Genomic DNA, 15,611 nt, shown 5'->3' with positions numbered 1-15,611 from the left:
CTTTCCCTCCCTTCGACCGGCTGCCGCGCGGGTCACCGCGGCGCCGGGTGAACCTCCTCCAGATCCCCTCCCAGATCCTGCCATGCCTCGACCCCGCCAGGGAACCAGTGAATGCCCGAATAGCCCCATTCCATCGCGCGTTTCGCGACGTTCCAGGACATCCAGCACTCCCGCTTGCAGAAAACCACCACGTCAGCCTCGGGATCGCCCCCCGTCGCACGTTCGAGACCCTGCCGCAGATAGGCCGCGTCCGGTTCGGCCAACGCCTCGTAGCCGGTGTTCGGCAACCAGGTCGCGCCGGGGATGGTCAGATGCGGCTTCTCGCGCCAGACCGTCCCCTCGGGCAGCCCCTCCGGCCGCGCGGCATGGGGCAGAACGTCGAGGAAGGGCACACCCTGCGCATGAAGCGCCTCAGCCTCCTCGGGCGAGAGGCCGGGCCGGCCCATGACGGTCGCCGGCACCTCGGCGCGGTAGGGCTCGCCCCGGAACCCCTCGGGCTCGGGCACCCCTGCCAGAGCCGGCGCCGCGAGACACCACAGGAGGGCCGTCGCGATCCTCATCCGCCTTCCTTCAGCCCCTTGCCGTAATTGTCGACGAGCGGCACCCCCGCCTCGCGCAGGATCGTGTCGAGAGCGCCCTGCTCGCGGCGGATCAGCGAGTTGAGCTCGCGCTTCCAGACATCCTCGCCCTGCCGCACCCCCATGGTGATGCGGTAGTAGAGCCGGGGCGCGCCCTCCTCCTTCAGCAGCGGGATGGCCTTGAGGCCGGGATGCGCGCGCACGAGCGGGCCGCCGACCGGGCCCCAGAGCACGGCCGCATCGGTCACGCCGGCCTCGACGTCGCGCAGCATGTCGCCCGCCGGATCCTCGACGCGGCGATCCACCATCAGATCGTAGGGCCTGGCCTTGCCCATGAGCCCGTTGCGGGCGATATGCGTGGCAGGCGGCGAGCCCGCCACCACGCCGATCCGTCTGCCCTGCAGCGCCGGATCCGAGAGGCTCTCGACGCCGGCCAGCGGCCCGTCGGCCTTCACCACCAGCACATGGGTCGAGGTGTAGTAATGGTTGGTGTTCAGCACCAGCTCGTCGCCCTGCGCGTAGCCGATCACCACGTCACACTTGCCGGCGAAGAGCGTGTTGCGCGCAAAGCCCGTCACCATCGGAAACCAGGTATATTCGACGGGCCTGCCCATCACCTGCCCCAGATGTTCGGCGATGCGGTTCTCGAAGCCGCTGCCGTCGCGGTTCGACAGGGGCGAATTCGCCGGATCGGCACAGACGCGCAGGACCTCGTTCGAGACGAGGTCCGCCACCTGGGCCGGAGCGGGCGCGGCCGCGAGGACCGTGGCCGACAGCAGGAGAGCGCGGATCACTCCATGCACGTCTTTTCCACCTCGGCATATTCGGGGCTCTTGTCGGCCCGCTTCGCCGGCCGGCCGCGGTCGAGCGCCCCGGTGCCGCGCGCGCGCAGATAGGTCCAGATGTCGTCGACGTAGCACATGACGTTCGCATTGGTGCCGAAGGCGGGCATCACCAGCGTCTTGGCGGCTCCGACCTCCTGCTTGCCGTTCGCGATCGTCTCGAGGAACGTATAATAGTCGATCCGCATCACGCTGTCCTTCAGCGCGGGGGCGTAGGACGAGCCCATCCCGTCCGGGCCGTGACAGACATGGCACTCCGACTGGTAGCGGCGGTAGCCCGAGAAGGTGGGCCAGTCCACCGTGCCGTCCTCGGCGATGTCGAAGGTGGGCACATCCTCGGCATTGAACGAGCGGATGCCGTCCGACGAGGCGACCGCGACATCCACGCCCTGCGCCGCTGCCTCGGCCGAGGCCAGCGACGAGGCGCCGGCCATCAGCGCGAGGCTCACCATCGCGCCAAGGGACAGAGTGGTCTTCATTCGGTTATCTCCTCCCAGAAGAAAGCCGCCCCGGCGGGGGCCCGCAAGGGCGGCTTCAGATCATGCCGGGACCGGGATCCCGTGCGGGCCGCAGGCCGTGAGCCACAGTGTCGTCTGCGGCGGGTGCCGGAGCCCGGGGGCTCCGGCAGGGTCAGGATCGGGCTCAGTCCGGCAGGGCAAAGACGGTGAGCTGACCGCCGAGCTGGGTATAGTCCGACAGCGCGGCATAGCCGCCCACGGCGCCCAGACCCTCGTTGGGGTTGGTCAGGCCCGCGGCGAGGCCGATGCCCGCCCAGCCGCCGACGCCCGAGAGCACGCCCACATACTGCTTGCCGTTGAACTCGTAGGTCATCACGTTGCCGATGACGCCGGACGGGGTCTTGAAGCGATAGAGCAGCTCGCCCGTCTCCGCATCGACGGCCTTCAGATAGCCTTCGAGCGTGCCGTAGAACACCACGTCACCCGCGGTGGCCAGAGCCCCCGACCAGACCGAGAACTGCTCGGGCAGCGACCATTTGATCTCGCCCTTCGTCGCGTCCCAGGCGATGAAATTGCCCATGCCGCCATGGCTGTTCGGCGCCGGATACATCGAGAGGGTGGCGCCGACATAGGGCTGGCCGGCCGAGTAGCTGACCCGGTAGGGCTCGTAGTCCATGCAGACGTGGTTCGTCGGCACATAGACGAGGCCGGTCTTGGGCGAGAAGGAGGCGGGCTGCTGGTCCTTGGAGCCGAGCGCGGCCGGGCAGACGCCGGTGGTGTTGGTGTCTTCGCCGTTCTGCGCCGTCGAATATTCCGCCACCACCTGCGGACGGCCGTATTGATCGGACTCCTTGTCCATCACCACTTCGGTCGCCCAGTTCACCGCCGGGTCGTATTTCTTCGCCACCAGAAGCTCGCCCGTCTCGCGGTCGAGCGTGTAGCCGAAGCCGTTCCGGTCGAGGTTCACCAGCAGCTTGCGCATCTGCCCGTCGATCTCCTGATCGACGAGGATGTTCTCGTTTACCCCGTCATAGTCCCACTCGTCGTGCGGGGTCTTCTGATACATCCACTTGGCCATGCCGGTATCGGCATCGCGGGCCATGATGGTCATGGACCACTTGTTGTCGCCCGGACGCTGCGACGGGTTCCAGGTCGAGGGGTTGCCGGTGCCGTAATAGACGAGGTTCAGGTCGGGGTCGTAGGAATACCAGCCCCAGGTGGTGCCGCCGCCGATCTGCCACTGGTCGCCTTCCCAGCTCTTGATCGAGCTGTCGGCGCCCACGGGCTTGCCGAGCACCATGGTCTTTTCCGGATCGACCAGCATCTCGGCGTCGGGGCCGGTGGAATAGGCGCGCCAGACCTGCTTGCCCGTCTTCATGTCATAGGCGGTGACATGGCCGCGCACGCCGAACTCGCCGCCCGAGATGCCGACGAGGAGCTTGTCCTTGACCGGCAGCACGGTCGCGGTGTTGGTCTCGCCCTTGGCCGGGTCGCCGTTCTGCACGGTCCATTTCACCTCGCCGCTCTTCGCGTCGAGGGCCACGACGGTCGTATCGGCCTGATGCAGGAAGATCATGCCATCGGCATAGGCCACGCCGCGGTTGACCGTGTCGCAGCACATCACGCCGATGACGTCGGGGTTCTGCTGCGGCTCGTAGCGCCACAGGATCTTGCCGTCATTGGCCAGATCGAGCGCATAGACGTTGTTCGGGAAGGGCGTGTGGACATACATGATGCCGTCCACGACGAGGGGCGAGCCCTCGTGGCCCCGCAGCACGCCGGTCGAGAAGGTCCAGGCGACCTGAAGCTTGCCCACGTTCTCGCGGGTGATCTGGTTCAGCTCGGAATAGCGGGTGTTGGCATAGTCGCCGGTCTGGATCGCCCACTGCTTCGGATCGTCGGTCGCCTTGAGGACCGAGTCGTTGGCAAAGACCGGCGCAGACGAGAGCAATAGGGTCGCTACGAGACCCGTCTTCAGCATCTTCATTGGCTCCTCCCGATGTTGATTTCTTGAAATTGGCTCGTGATCTTCACCGGTCGCGGCTCCCTCCCCGGAGCTGCCGACCTGTCACCGAACCTCATGCTACGGCGCGCCGATTTGAAGCGTCAACGCTGCCGGTCCCGCTTTAAGCCCAAAGTATGACGATCGCGCCGGTGGCGCCATGACGAGGGCGAAAGCCTTGGCAGACAGGCATTTCAGCCCTCCGCCGGCGCCGCGGCGGGGGTCTCTTCGGCCTCCCGCGTTTCCCCGTCCGAGAAGGTGTCGAGATAGGCCAGGATGTCGGCCAGCTCCTGCGGTTTCTTGATGCCGGGGAAGGCCATCTTGGTGCCCGGCATCGCCTTGCGCGGATTGGCCAGGAAGGTCTCGAGCGCAGCATGATCCCAGACGAGGCCATCGGCCGCGGCCTCGGTCAGGGTCTTGGAATAGCTGAAGCCCTCGATCGAGGCCGCCGGGCGACCGATGACGCCGGTCAGGACGGGCCCGGTCTTGTTCTGCGCCTCGGCGCCGATCTGGTGGCAGGCCTGACATTTCCGGAAGGCCTTCTCGCCGGCCGCCGGGTCGCCTTCGGCGAAGGCGGCCTGCGCGGCACCGAGAGCGAGCGCCCCGGCGAGGATGGTGGTCAATCTCATGGTCTTCTCCCTTTGCGGATGGCTCGGGGGGCGTCCTGCGCGGCAGGCCGCCCGCGGCCGGTCAAGGGACCGGCCGGGTCGCTGGCACCGTTACTCGGGAAATCGTCACCGTCTTGGAGGGGTGGCCGATCAGAACACCACGACCGAGCGGATGGACTCGCCCGCGTGCATGAGGTCGAAGCCCTTGTTGATCTCTTCGAGGCTCAGGATGTGGGTGATCATCGGGTCGATCTGGATCTTGCCCTCCATGTACCAGTCGACGATCTTCGGCACGTCGGTCCGGCCGCGCGCGCCGCCGAAGGCCGAGCCCTTCCAGACCCGCCCCGTCACCAGCTGGAACGGCCGCGTCTGGATCTCGGCCCCCGCCGGCGCCACACCGATCACGATCGACTGGCCCCAGCCACGATGGCACGCCTCCAGCGCCTGACGCATCACCTTCACGTTGCCGGTGCAGTCGAAGGTGTAGTCCGCCCCGCCGATCTGGTCGAAGGGCGTCTTGGTCATATTGACCAGATGCGCCACCACATCGCCGTCGATCTCGGACGGATTCACGAAATGGGTCATGCCGAAGCGCTCGCCCCATTCCTTCTTGGCGTTGTTCAGATCCACGCCGATGATCATGTCGGCGCCCGCGAGCTTCAGGCCCTGGATCACGTTGAGACCGATGCCGCCCAGCCCGAACACCACGGCCTTGGCGCCGATCTCGACCTTGGCCGTGTTGATGACCGCGCCGATGCCGGTGGTGACGCCGCAGCCGATGTAGCAGATCTTGTCGAAGGGCGCATCCGGGCGCACCTTCGCCACCGCGATCTCGGGCAGGACCGTGTAGTTCGAGAAGGTCGAGCAGCCCATGTAATGCAGGATCGGCGTGCCATCGAGCATCGAGAAGCGGCTGGTGCCGTCGGGCATCAGCCCCTGCCCCTGCGTGCCGCGGATCGCGGTGCAGAGGTTCGTCTTCTGGCTGAGGCAGGAGGGGCACTGCCGGCACTCGGGCGTGTAGAGCGGGATCACATGATCGCCGGGCTTCACGCTGGTCACGCCGGGGCCGACCTCGACCACCACGCCCGCGCCCTCGTGGCCGAGGATCGCCGGGAACATGCCCTCGGGATCGGCGCCGGAGAGGGTGAATTCGTCGGTGTGGCAGATGCCGGTGGCCTTGATCTCGACCATGACCTCGCCGGCCTTGGGGCCTTCGAGATTGACCTCCATGATCTCGAGCGGCTTGCCGGCCTCGACGGCGACGGCGGCACGGGTGCGCATGTTACTCTCCCTCTCAATCAACCGGACGGCAGGGCGTCGGGCCTGTCATGGCCTGACCTTAAGAGGAAAATCCGCGCCCGGCATTCGGAAAAAAGGATGAGGAGCGCGGGTCTTGCCTCTGCGGCGAAAGCCTGCGGGGGTCCCGCGTCGGCAGGCCTGCCGCCATCGGACCGCGCCCGGCACGTTCAGAAGAAGCCGCTCCCCGCCTCGCGGGAGGGAGCGGCCGCAGCCCTCAGGCCGCGAGCTTGCCGGAGCGTTTCGCGACATGGGTCGCGATCGCATCCATCAGGGGCGGCGAGAGCGCATCGTAGGGCTCGAGCCCCAGCTCGCGCAGCCGCGCGCGGATCCCGTCCATGCGGTCCGGCGAGACCCCGCTCTCGATCACCGACGAGACGAAGGCGGCGAAGCCCGGCGCGGCCCAGCCGTCTTCCGACGACAGCTCGGTATGGATGAAGTCGAGCCCGTAGAACGGATGGTCCTTGTTCTCGATCCGGCCATACATGTGCGTGCCGCAGCCGGTGCAGGCGTAGCGCTGGATGGCCATGTTCGGGTCGACCACCTTCAGCTTGTCGCCGTTGGCCACCACCTCGACGGCATCCCGCGGCACCACCGCCACCATGCTGAAGATCGCCCCGTCGGGCTTCCAGCACTTGGTGCAGCCGCAGACATGGTTGTGCGCCGACTGGCCGTTGATGCGCACCTCGACCGGCCGGTCGGTGCAGCGGCACTTGAGCGTGCCGCCCGTGAACCCGTCGCGCGCCGGAACGATCCCGTCATCGACCGACGGGTGAATCTTGACGTCGCCGTGAGTCATGTCACTCATTGCTTCCTCCCTGACATGCAGCCTCCCTGACATGCGCGACAAGTGTCTCAGGCTGCCCCGAGTCCAGCCAGTCAGCCATTGGGCGGAGACACGCCCCTGCCCCCGCGCGTCACCTGCGGCGCCGTTCCGGCATCCCGCGGCCCCTTCCCGACCCGCCGGGATTGTTCCCGGCCACGGGCTCCCTCTTTCGTCCGGCTTGTTCCCGCCGCCCGGGAGGCGACACTGGCGCCATGCGACGCCTCCTCATCCTCCTCCTTCTTCTTGCCGGACCTGCCTCGGCCGAGGATCTGTGGAACGGCCGCACGGCGGCCTTCTTCGGCCTGACCTTCATCGACACCTCGACCGAGGGCGCGCTGAACGGCAAGCGCGCCGACGAGGCGGAGCGGATCGAGCGGGCCGAGCGGCAGGCGGCGGACGCTTTCGCGGCGCATGGGGTGGAACTGCTCGATCTCGCGCCGGTCGCCGAAGATCTGGCCCGCATCCGCAACCCCGCGACCTGCGGCGGGTGCGAGCTGCGCATGGCCCGCGCGCTCGGCGCCGACTATGCGGTGGTGGGCGAGGTCCAGAAGGTTTCGAACCTCATCCTCGCCATGAACCTCTATGTGAAGGAGGTCTCGACCGGCCGGCAGATCCGCGGTCAGGCGGTCGACATCCGCGGCAACACCGACGAGAGCTGGCAGCGCGGGATGCGCTACATCCTCGAGCGCAACATCTTCCGCTGACGCGGGCGGGTTTCCTTCGGTGAAGGGCGCCCCTTCGTCCGCGATGCAAAAGCGGTCTACGCGCGGCCGACACACCGCGAGCGGACGGCGCCCGCGCCCGAAGGCGCAGGCGGCCGGGGACGGTCAGGCCCGCTGCAGCTCGGCCATCCGCGGCAGGACCGGAACGATCTCTTCCACGCGGTTGAACATCGGCAGGTCCAGCGTCGACAGCTCCTCGAGCTGGGCCGGGAGCGGCAGCTCCATCTCGCCGCCTTCCAGCACGGACAGCAGCCCGCGCTGCACCAGCTCGTCGCGCATCTCGTCGAGCTGCGCCCCGCTCAGGGCGAGAAGCGTCGCGATATCCTCGTGCCGGCACTGCAGCGTGAGGCGCAGCACCCCCATCCGGTCGCGTTCGGCCAGCCGGTGGGCGCAGATCGCGAGGAAGGCCGCGAGCCGTTCGAGCGGCGTCAGGGTCGAGCGGATGCGGGTGAACAGCCGGCGCAGGCCGGCCGCATGCGAAGCCGCCGCGCTCAGAGCGCCATGGAGGCGCGGATCGCGCAGCGCCGCTGCCTCCACCTCATGCACGTCATACCAGCAGACCTGGGACGGAACGACGGCCGTCACGCGCATCTCGCGGTTGCCGCGGAAGGCCTCGCCCAGCGGTTCGCCGATGGAGACGACGTCCATCCCCGTCTCCGGCCCGCAGCGCAGCAGCAGACCGGAATGCAGGATGCCGAACCGCCCGCCCTTGAGGCTCACGTCGGTTGGCGCGGCCCCCGGCAGCAGCGTCTCGAACTCGGCCACCAGCGGGCAGACCGAGGCCGCGCGGGCCCGGATCGCCGCGCAGAGCGCGTTGTGTCGCTGCTTGCAGGTCTGACAGTGCGAGGTGGTCTGACACGGCATGTCCTCAGTCCTCCCGGGATCTCGCTCTTGAGGCGAGCGTTTCATGTCGGCAACCGCAATACTGGTGAACATGACCGCCGAAGCGGGGCACGGGATCCTGAGTAGGCGAAATGAAGAGTGCGCTCTTTGACCTGCGTCAATTCGCCCGGTCGGTCAGGGGGAAACGCGCTGCTCCTCGCGCAGCCCCTCGAGAAGCGCGTGCGCGTCGAATTCCTCGTTGTCCGACAGGGCGATGAGCGCGGGCAGGTCGAGGATCTCGAACCGAAGGGGCGTCAGAATCGAGATGATCCCATCGCGGGAAAAAGCCTGCACCGCACGCGAGATCGATTCGACCGTGGTGCCGAGGTAATGCGCAAGGTCATTGCGCGCGATGGGAACGTTCACGACGATTCGCTTCGCGTCCTGCGTGAGTTCGCTGGTCTGGTGCGGCCAGCGCCGGCAGAGCATCAGCAGATAGGTCGCAAGTCGCGCCGCAACCGTGGGGCCCGCACGGAGCGTGATCCATTCGCGCGCGGCGTCGAGCTCGTCCAGCACGGCGAGCAGCACCGCATGTTCGAGATCGGGACAGGTCCGCACGAGCGCCTCGAACGCATGGCGCTCGAAGCAGCAGAGCGTCACTTCGGTGGCGGCCTCGACGGAATAGTCCGACCGCTCCGAGAAGACGCGGCCGAACATGTCGGTCGGCACCAGAAGACCCACGATCTGCGAGCGTCCGTCCGACAGGAGCCGCTCCATCCGCAGCACGCCGCGCACGACATTGCCCACATATTCGAGTGCGCCGCCCTGCGGCACCACCACCGCGTCGCGCGGAAACACCCGCAGCCGGGAGATCGCATCGAGCTTGCGGAGCGTCGCGGGGCTGAGGCCGCGGCGCAGGCCCGCATGGTGGAACTTCGAGTCGGGCCCGAGCCGCGTGACTTCGTTACGCGCCAGAGGACGCTCCATCGCTACCGCTCCGATACCGAAACTCTGCTGGTGGGCCAGACCTTGACGGCAGGACCGCCGTCGGGGCGACGATAGCAGATCCCTTTGCCGCGGGCCATCCGGGGTCCCCCGGCTGTGGCAATCGGCAGCGGGCGTGCGATCTTGACGGCCGGCGTCAACCGGCGGCGAGCAGCTCCCGCACCCGCGGGATCACCTCGCGGCCGTAGAGTTCGACCGAGCGCAGGAGCGCCCCGTGCGCGAGCGGTCCCATCGAATATTTCAGCTGGAAGCGCGATAGGCCGAGTGCGCCGACCGTATCGGCGATCTTGCGCGCGACGGTCTCGGGCGAGCCCACATACATCGAGCCGTGCTCGACCTCGCGCAGGAAGTCGTCGCGCCCGAGGCTCGGCCAGCCCCGTTCGGCGCCGAGCCGGTCGTGCAGCACCTTGTAGGCCGGGAAGGCCTCTTCGCGCGCCAGTTCGTCGGTGGGTGCGATGTGGCCCGGCGAATGGACCCCGAGCGGCATGGGCTCGAGCCCCGCCTGATCGGTCGCGCGGCGATAGAGATCGGCATAGGGCAGGAAGCGCCGGGCCGGGCCGCCGATGATGGCAAGGATCATCGGCAGCCGGAAGCGCACCGCCCGCACAACCGACTCGGGGCTGCCGCCCACGCCGATCCAGGCGCGCAGGCCCGCCTCTCCCAGCGGCGGCCAGACCCGCTGCCGCTCGAGCGGCGCACGGGTGGTGCCGGACCAGGTGACTTCCTCCTCGCGGATCAGGCGGGCGAAGAGGTCGAGCTTCTCCTCGAAGAGCGCGTGGTAATCCCCGAGGTCGAAGCCGAAGAGCGGAAAGCTCTCGGTGAAGGAGCCGCGGCCGAGCGTGACTTCGGCCCGCCCGCCCGTCAGCGCGTCGAGCGTCGAGAGGCGCTGGAAGAGCCGCACCGGATCGTCGGACCCCAGAACCGTCACCGCCGTGCCGAGCCGGATCCGCCGCGTGCGCGCGCCGATGGAAGCGAGCAGGATCTCGGGGGAGGAAATCGCGAAGTCGTCGCGGTGATGTTCGCCGAGGCCGATGGCATCGACACCGACCTCATCGGCCAGCACCGCCTCCTCGACGACGTTCCGCAGCACCTCGCGCTGCGGCAGCAGCCGCCGCTCTGCATCCCAGGTCACGTCGCCGAAAGTGTCGAGGCCGAATTCGAGTGTCATGTGCATCTTCCCGTTGCCGATCGCTCCCGATGTAGCACATCCGCGCGCGCCGTCCCTGGGCAGCAGGGCACAGTGCCCCTGCTCCGCTGCACAGACGCGCGCAATCGGAGCGCCGCGCGAGCACGACCGGCGCGGCGGCCAGAGACCTCTCCCGCTCGTTAGATTCCCCTTCGAGTCCGCGTCCTCGGCAGAGGGACCAGCGCGCGGGCATCCTCTCCGCCCTGCCGGTCATCGACGCGACCGGGCCCCTTCTGCGCAGGTCCGCGTGTCGGCCGAGGGACCGGCGCTCGGGAACAGAGGCCGCCGCTGCCGGTTATCGAGGCGACCAGGCCGCCTGTGCCGGAGCCTTCACCCTGCGTCGAGGCTTTCCGGCGGGCGGCCCATCCCAATGACAGGACATCCCATGACACTCGACGGAAAAACCATCGCGATCCTGATCGCGCCCCGCGGCACCGAAGACGTGGAATATGTGCGGCCGAAGGAAGCGCTGACCCAGGCGGGGGCGACGGTCGTGACCGTCAGCCTCGAGCCGGGCGAGGCGCAGACGGTGAACGGCGATCTCGATCCCGGCGCGACGCACCGCGTCGACCGCACCTTTGCCGATGTCTCGGCAGACGCGTTCGACGGGCTCGTGATCCCCGGCGGCACGGTGGGTGCCGACAAGATCCGGTCGAGCGAGGAGGCCGTGGCCTTCGTGCGCGGCTTCGTCAGTGCGGGCAAGCCGGTGGCTGCCATCTGCCATGGCCCCTGGGCGCTGGTTGAGGCGGACGTGCTCAAAGGGCGCGAAGTGACCTCCTACCCCTCGCTCGCCACCGACATCCGCAACGCAGGGGGCCGCTGGGTCGACCGCGAGGTCGTTGTCGATTCGGGGCTCGTCACCAGCCGCAAGCCGGACGATCTCGATGCCTTCTGCGCCAAGATGATCGAGGAATTTGCCGAAGGCGTGCACGACGGCCAGCGCCGCAGCGCCTGAAAAAGCAGGCCCGCCATCGGCACAGCCTTGCCGAGCGTCGTGAAAAGTTCATTCGACCGGTGGACTTGCAGCCGATACGCACCAACATGGTCACGAGGACGTGTGCCGCCCGTGAGGCGGCACGCGCGATTCACGAAGGAGGCTTCATGCGCATCGCAGTTCTGGGTGGGGACGGGTTTGTCGGCTGGCCGACGGCGCTCCACCTGTCGGACCTCGGACACGAGATCCATATCGTCGACAACCTGTCCCGGCGCTGGATCGATACCGAGCTGGGCGTGCAGTCCCTGACCCCGATGGACTCGATCCAGGAGCGCTGCCGGATCTGGCATCAGGAGACCGGCCAGCGGCTGCATTTCCACCTGCTCGACCTGCGCGAATACGACCGGATCCGCGCCTGGCTCGCCGAATACCGCCCCGAGGCCATCATCCACTTCGCCGAGCAGCGCGCCGCGCCCTATTCGATGAAGTCGGACCGCCACAAGGTCTACACCGTCAACAACAACGTCAATGCGACCCACAACCTGTTGGCCGCCATGGTCGAGACCGGCATCGATGCCCATCTCGTCCATCTCGGCACCATGGGGGTCTATGGCTATTCGACCGTGGGCGCGCCCATCCCCGAGGGTTATCTCGACGTCTCGGTCGAGACCCCGGCGGGCCCGAAAGAGCTCGAGATCCTCTATCCGACGCGGCCGGGCTCGGTCTATCACATGACCAAGAGCCTCGATCAGATCCTCTTCCAGTATTATGCTCAGAACGACGGGCTGCGGATCACCGACCTGCATCAGGGCATCGTCTGGGGCACGCACACGAACCAGACCCGCCGCCATCCGCAGCTCATCAACCGCTTCGACTATGACGGCGACTATGGCACCGTCCTGAACCGCTTCCTGATCCAGTCGGCGATCGGTTATCCGCTGACCGTGCACGGCACCGGCGGGCAGACCCGCGCCTTCATCCATATCCAGGATTCGGTGCGCTGCGTCGAGCTCGCGCTGTCGGATGCGCCCAAGGCCGGCGAACGGGTGAAGATCTTCAACCAGATGACCGAGACGCACCGCGTGCGAGATCTGGCCGAACTGGTGGCGAAGATGACCGGCGCCAAGGTCTCGTTCCTGCCCAACCCCCGCAAGGAGGCCGACGAGAACGAGCTCGTGGTCAGGAACGACCAGTTCCTCGCGCTGGGGCTGAAGCCCATCACGCTGCAGGAAGGGCTGCTGGGCGAGGTGGTCGATGTGGCGAAGAAGTTCGCCCACCGGATCGACCGCAGCCGCGTGCCCTGCGTCTCGGCCTGGACGAAGGACATCGCGCAGCGGGTCGAGCACGATCCCGAGGGGCGGCGGCTGCGCTCGGTGTCCTGATTGGATCTGGCAGCCGAAGGACCGGCTGGGTCCGAGCGGGCCTATGTCACGCTCGTGACCAATGCCGATTATGCGCTGGGGGCACGGGCGCTGCTGCGCTCGCTGGCCCTCAGCGGCACCACGGCCGACCGGGTGGTGCTGCATACCGACGTGCCCGAGGAGGCGCTGGCGCCGCTCCGGGCGCTCGGCGCGCGGCTCGTGCGGGTGGAGCTTCTGCCCACCTCGCCCGAGTTCAACGCGGCCCATGCGCGAGAGGCGCTTCATGCGCGCGCGGCCTTCACCAAGGGCGGCAAGCCGCCCTTCCACACGCCGCTCGATAATTTCGCCAAGCTCCGGCTCTGGCAGCTCGTGGACTATCGCTCGGTCGTCTTCATCGACGCGGATGCGCTGGTGCTGCGGAACGTGGACCGGCTGTTCGACTATCCCGAATTCTGCGCCGCGCCGAATGTCTACGAGAGCCTGTCGGACTTTCACCGGATGAATTCGGGCGTCTTCACCGCCCGGCCCTCGACGGACACCTACGCCCGGATGCTCGAAGCACTCGACGTGCCGGGGGCCTTCTGGCGGCGGACCGACCAGAGCTTCCTGCAGCAGTTCTTCCCCGACTGGCAGGGCCTGCCGGTCTTCTGCAACATGCTCCAGTATGTCTGGTTCGCGATGCCCGAGCTCTGGAGCTGGGAGCAGATCCGCATCCTGCACTTCCAGTATGAGAAACCCTGGCAGGAGCACGACAAGGCCGACCGCCTGCGCCCGCTGATCGACCTGTGGCGCGCCTATGCGGGCGACGGGCCGGTGCCCGCGCTTTCGGACATGCCGGATCCATGCGGCTTGCGCTGACCGGAGCAGGCGGCCTCGTCGGCCGCTTCATCGCCGAGGCCGCGCGGGCTGCGGGCCATTCGCTGGTGATCCTTGCGCGCAGCCCTCTGCCCGGCGCGGACGAGCATCGGCCCTACGATCTTCTGGGCCCGCTTCCCCCGCTGGCCGATGTGGATGCGCTGATCCACTGTGCCTTCCAGCATGTTCCGGGCCGCTACCGGGGCGGCGAGGGCCAAGACCCCGAGGGCTTCCGCCGCGCCAACCTCGAGGGCAGTCTGCGGCTCTTCGAGGCGATGCGGGGGCGGCGGATCCTCTTCCTCTCCTCCCGCGCCGTGTTCGACGGCTACGGCCCCGGCACGTTGCTCACCGAGGCCATGCCGCCCTGCCCCGAAAGCCTCTATGGGCAGGTCAAGGCCGAGGCCGAGGTCGCTCTCTTCGCCGAAGGAGGCGCGAGCCTGCGCGCGACCGGCGTCTACGGCCCCGGGCCGGATCACAAGTGGCGCGTTCTTTTCGAGGACTTCCGTGCGGGACGTCCGATCGAGCCGCGGGTCGCGACCGAGGTCCATGGCGCGGATCTGGCCGCGGCGGCGCTCCTCCTGCTCGAGAAGCCGGACGCGGGCGCCTTCCATGTCTCGGATCTGCTGCTCGACCGCCACGATCTTCTCGCCGAGGTCGCCCGGATCGAGGGGATCGCCGCGCCCCTGCCCCCACGCGCGGATGCCGCGCGCATCAGCCCTCTCGACTGCCGGCGGCTTTCGGCGATGGGCTGGCGGCCCGGAGGGCTCAGCCTGTTGCGCCAAACGCTGCCGCTCATGATTTAGGCAGCGGATTCCCGCCGACGGTGCCCGGGCGTGCTTCTGGCCCGGCGACCCGGGCCTTGCGCAACTATAGGTTAGAGAAAGTCTCCCTTGGGTTGCAAAGCTGCGCAATCGCCCCGAGCGGCGAAAGGATCCGCATAAAAATCGTCTTTCCGAGGAACCTGACCCTTCGATTCAGCCTTGGCCATTCGCTCAGCAACAGGCATTCTGCCCGCCATAGAAAGTCTGACGCACGCCCCATTTTGACCTATCTCCGCCCGCGGGTCTTTCCCGGCCTTTGCAGGTGCAGCATTATATGAAACATTGTTCGGGTCAGATCGGGCCCTCCTTTTCACAGATCCATATCCAGAGGTCGCGCATGTCTTCCCAGAAGGTCACCACTGCCATTTTCCCCATCGCAGGCATGGGGACGCGGTTCCTGCCCGCGACCAAGTCGATCCCGAAGGAAATTCTCACGCTCGTCGACAAGCCGCTGATCCAGTATGCGGTCGAGGAAGCCCGCGAGGCCGGCATCGAGGACTTCATCTTCGTCACCTCCCGCGGCAAGGGGGCGCTCGAGGACTTCTTCGACGTGAACCAGACGCTGGAGCGGGCCCTGCGCGCGGCGGGCAAGACCGAGCTTCTGGCAACGCTCGAGGCCACCAATATCGACAGCGGCCATGTGACCTACGTCCGCCAGCACGAGGCGCTGGGCCTCGGCCATGCCGTCTGGTGCGCGCGCCGCCTCGTGGGCGACGAGCCCTTCGCGGTGATCCTGCCCGACGACATGGTGGTCGCCGACAAGCCCTGCCTCGCGCAGATGATCGAGGCCCATGAAGAGGTCGGCGGCAGCATCATCGCCACGATGGAAGTGCCGGCGGAAAAGGCGTCCTCCTACGGCGTCCTCGACATCGAAGAGCGTCAGGGCGCGCTGATCCGTCCGCGTGGCATCGTCGAGAAACCGAAGGCCGGCACCGCGCCTTCGAACATGGCGGTCATCGGCCGCTATATCCTCGGGCCGCGCGTCATGCAGCATCTCGACCGGCGCACCGTCGGAGCGGGGGGCGAGATCCAGCTGACCGACGCCATCGCGCACGAGCTGGCCACCCATCCGGGCTCGGTCCACGGCTTCCGCTTCCAGGGCGAGCGGTTCGACTGCGGCTCGAAGGCGGGCTTCCTTCAGGCCACCGTCGCGCTGGCGCTGGAGCGCGAGGATCTGCGCGGGGAATTCTCGACCTTCCTGCGGGCGATCGCCGAGCAGCACGGTCTCGGAGCCCCGAGCGCCGCGCCGCTGCGCAGCGTGGCGGCCGCGAGCTGATCCGACGGGAAAGACGGCA

The 15,611-nt window shown here is 67.9% G+C and carries 16 protein-coding genes; 6 read left to right on the top strand and 10 right to left on the bottom strand.

The features are described from left to right. Positions 1-32: 32 nt before the first annotated feature. The 7 genes from RSP_RS05975 to gfa all read right to left on the bottom strand — a co-directional run bounded on the left by RSP_RS05975 (position 33) and on the right by gfa (position 6,592). A complete protein-coding gene (locus RSP_RS05975; protein ID WP_011337582.1) occupies positions 33-560 on the bottom strand; it encodes a PQQ-dependent catabolism-associated CXXCW motif protein in 528 nt (175 codons plus the stop codon). After that, complete coding sequence (locus tag RSP_RS05970) at positions 557-1,372, bottom strand: substrate-binding domain-containing protein (RefSeq protein ID WP_043764151.1); 816 nt, start codon at positions 1,370-1,372, stop codon at positions 557-559. The genes RSP_RS05975 and RSP_RS05970 overlap by 4 nt, the downstream gene beginning before the upstream one ends. Continuing rightward, positions 1,369-1,899 carry a c-type cytochrome, methanol metabolism-related gene (locus RSP_RS05965; RefSeq protein ID WP_002719728.1) on the bottom strand — a complete coding sequence of 177 codons (531 nt, stop codon included), beginning with the start codon at positions 1,897-1,899 and terminating at the stop codon, positions 1,369-1,371. Before RSP_RS05965 ends, RSP_RS05970 begins: the two co-directional genes overlap by 4 nt. Before the next feature lie 163 nt (positions 1,900-2,062). Further along, entirely contained in the window at positions 2,063-3,865 is a 1,803-nt protein-coding gene (locus tag RSP_RS05960; RefSeq protein WP_002719727.1) for a methanol/ethanol family PQQ-dependent dehydrogenase, read from the bottom strand. Positions 3,866-4,074: 209 nt separating this feature from the next. After that, on the bottom strand, positions 4,075-4,509 hold the full coding sequence (locus RSP_RS05955; protein WP_009564385.1) for a c-type cytochrome: 435 nt from the start codon (positions 4,507-4,509) through the stop codon (positions 4,075-4,077). 129 nt (positions 4,510-4,638) lie between these two features. Further along, the gene (locus RSP_RS05950; protein WP_009564386.1) at positions 4,639-5,769 is read right to left on the bottom strand and encodes an S-(hydroxymethyl)glutathione dehydrogenase/class III alcohol dehydrogenase; all 1,131 of its coding nucleotides are present in this window, start codon (positions 5,767-5,769) and stop codon (positions 4,639-4,641) included. 232 nt (positions 5,770-6,001) lie between these two features. Then, positions 6,002-6,592: an S-(hydroxymethyl)glutathione synthase gene (gene gfa, locus RSP_RS05945; protein ID WP_011337580.1), complete on the bottom strand. Its 591-nt coding sequence runs from the start codon at positions 6,590-6,592 to the stop codon at positions 6,002-6,004. Positions 6,593-6,822: 230 nt separating this feature from the next. Between gfa and RSP_RS05940 the strand changes: the two genes are divergently transcribed. Continuing rightward, positions 6,823-7,314 (top strand): DUF3280 domain-containing protein, encoded by a 492-nt coding sequence (locus RSP_RS05940; protein WP_011337579.1) that lies wholly within the window; start codon positions 6,823-6,825, stop codon positions 7,312-7,314. A gap of 123 nt (positions 7,315-7,437) precedes the next feature. On the opposite strand, the gene RSP_RS05935 is transcribed toward RSP_RS05940, so the two are convergent. From RSP_RS05935 to RSP_RS05925, 3 genes are all read right to left on the bottom strand, one after another. Next, positions 7,438-8,196, bottom strand: coding sequence for a cyclic nucleotide-binding domain-containing protein (locus RSP_RS05935; protein WP_011337578.1), 759 nt, complete (start codon positions 8,194-8,196; stop codon positions 7,438-7,440). A 153-nt stretch (positions 8,197-8,349) separates the two neighbouring features. Next, the gene (locus RSP_RS05930) at positions 8,350-9,141 is read right to left on the bottom strand and encodes a Crp/Fnr family transcriptional regulator (protein ID WP_002719721.1); all 792 of its coding nucleotides are present in this window, start codon (positions 9,139-9,141) and stop codon (positions 8,350-8,352) included. Between the two features lie 154 nt (positions 9,142-9,295). Further along, the gene (locus tag RSP_RS05925; RefSeq protein ID WP_009564391.1) at positions 9,296-10,327 is read right to left on the bottom strand and encodes an LLM class flavin-dependent oxidoreductase; all 1,032 of its coding nucleotides are present in this window, start codon (positions 10,325-10,327) and stop codon (positions 9,296-9,298) included. Between the two features lie 403 nt (positions 10,328-10,730). Here RSP_RS05925 and RSP_RS05920 point away from each other — a divergent pair, with 403 nt between their 5' ends. The 5 genes from RSP_RS05920 to galU all read left to right on the top strand — a co-directional run bounded on the left by RSP_RS05920 (position 10,731) and on the right by galU (position 15,592). Beyond that, positions 10,731-11,300 carry a type 1 glutamine amidotransferase domain-containing protein gene (locus RSP_RS05920; protein ID WP_011337576.1) on the top strand — a complete coding sequence of 190 codons (570 nt, stop codon included), beginning with the start codon at positions 10,731-10,733 and terminating at the stop codon, positions 11,298-11,300. A gap of 146 nt (positions 11,301-11,446) precedes the next feature. Then, positions 11,447-12,661: an NAD-dependent epimerase/dehydratase family protein gene (locus tag RSP_RS05915; RefSeq protein WP_009564393.1), complete on the top strand. Its 1,215-nt coding sequence runs from the start codon at positions 11,447-11,449 to the stop codon at positions 12,659-12,661. Next, positions 12,662-13,498 carry a glycosyltransferase gene (locus RSP_RS05910; RefSeq protein WP_017140177.1) on the top strand — a complete coding sequence of 279 codons (837 nt, stop codon included), beginning with the start codon at positions 12,662-12,664 and terminating at the stop codon, positions 13,496-13,498. Next, on the top strand, positions 13,483-14,298 hold the full coding sequence (locus tag RSP_RS05905) for an NAD-dependent epimerase/dehydratase family protein (protein ID WP_011337574.1): 816 nt from the start codon (positions 13,483-13,485) through the stop codon (positions 14,296-14,298). The genes RSP_RS05910 and RSP_RS05905 overlap by 16 nt, the downstream gene beginning before the upstream one ends. Before the next feature lie 355 nt (positions 14,299-14,653). Continuing rightward, positions 14,654-15,592 (top strand): UTP--glucose-1-phosphate uridylyltransferase GalU, encoded by a 939-nt coding sequence (gene galU, locus RSP_RS05900; RefSeq protein WP_009564398.1) that lies wholly within the window; start codon positions 14,654-14,656, stop codon positions 15,590-15,592. Positions 15,593-15,611: the final 19 nt, after the last annotated feature.

Source organism: Cereibacter sphaeroides 2.4.1 (assembly GCF_000012905.2).
Lineage (GTDB): Bacteria > Pseudomonadota > Alphaproteobacteria > Rhodobacterales > Rhodobacteraceae > Cereibacter_A > Cereibacter_A sphaeroides.
This window is presented reverse-complemented; position numbering and strand designations above follow the sequence as displayed.

Bases quoted from the DNA above. Each gene is read 5' to 3' on its own strand.
- RSP_RS05975 (WP_011337582.1), bottom strand. From the start codon at position 560: ATGAGGATCGCGACGGCCCTCCTGTGGTGTCTCGCGGCGCCGGCTCTG.
- RSP_RS05965 (WP_002719728.1), bottom strand. From the start codon at position 1,899: ATGAAGACCACTCTGTCCCTTGGCGCGATGGTGAGCCTCGCGCTGATG.
- RSP_RS05960 (WP_002719727.1), bottom strand. From the start codon at position 3,865: ATGAAGATGCTGAAGACGGGTCTCGTAGCGACCCTATTGCTCTCGTCT.
- RSP_RS05955 (WP_009564385.1), bottom strand. From the start codon at position 4,509: ATGAGATTGACCACCATCCTCGCCGGGGCGCTCGCTCTCGGTGCCGCG.
- RSP_RS05950 (WP_009564386.1), bottom strand. From the start codon at position 5,769: ATGCGCACCCGTGCCGCCGTCGCCGTCGAGGCCGGCAAGCCGCTCGAG.
- gfa (WP_011337580.1), bottom strand. From the start codon at position 6,592: ATGAGTGACATGACTCACGGCGACGTCAAGATTCACCCGTCGGTCGAT.
- RSP_RS05940 (WP_011337579.1), top strand. From the start codon at position 6,823: ATGCGACGCCTCCTCATCCTCCTCCTTCTTCTTGCCGGACCTGCCTCG.
- RSP_RS05935 (WP_011337578.1), bottom strand. From the start codon at position 8,196: ATGCCGTGTCAGACCACCTCGCACTGTCAGACCTGCAAGCAGCGACAC.
- RSP_RS05930 (WP_002719721.1), bottom strand. From the start codon at position 9,141: ATGGAGCGTCCTCTGGCGCGTAACGAAGTCACGCGGCTCGGGCCCGAC.
- RSP_RS05925 (WP_009564391.1), bottom strand. From the start codon at position 10,327: ATGACACTCGAATTCGGCCTCGACACTTTCGGCGACGTGACCTGGGAT.
- RSP_RS05920 (WP_011337576.1), top strand. From the start codon at position 10,731: ATGACACTCGACGGAAAAACCATCGCGATCCTGATCGCGCCCCGCGGC.
- RSP_RS05915 (WP_009564393.1), top strand. From the start codon at position 11,447: ATGCGCATCGCAGTTCTGGGTGGGGACGGGTTTGTCGGCTGGCCGACG.
- RSP_RS05905 (WP_011337574.1), top strand. From the start codon at position 13,483: ATGCGGCTTGCGCTGACCGGAGCAGGCGGCCTCGTCGGCCGCTTCATC.
- galU (WP_009564398.1), top strand. From the start codon at position 14,654: ATGTCTTCCCAGAAGGTCACCACTGCCATTTTCCCCATCGCAGGCATG.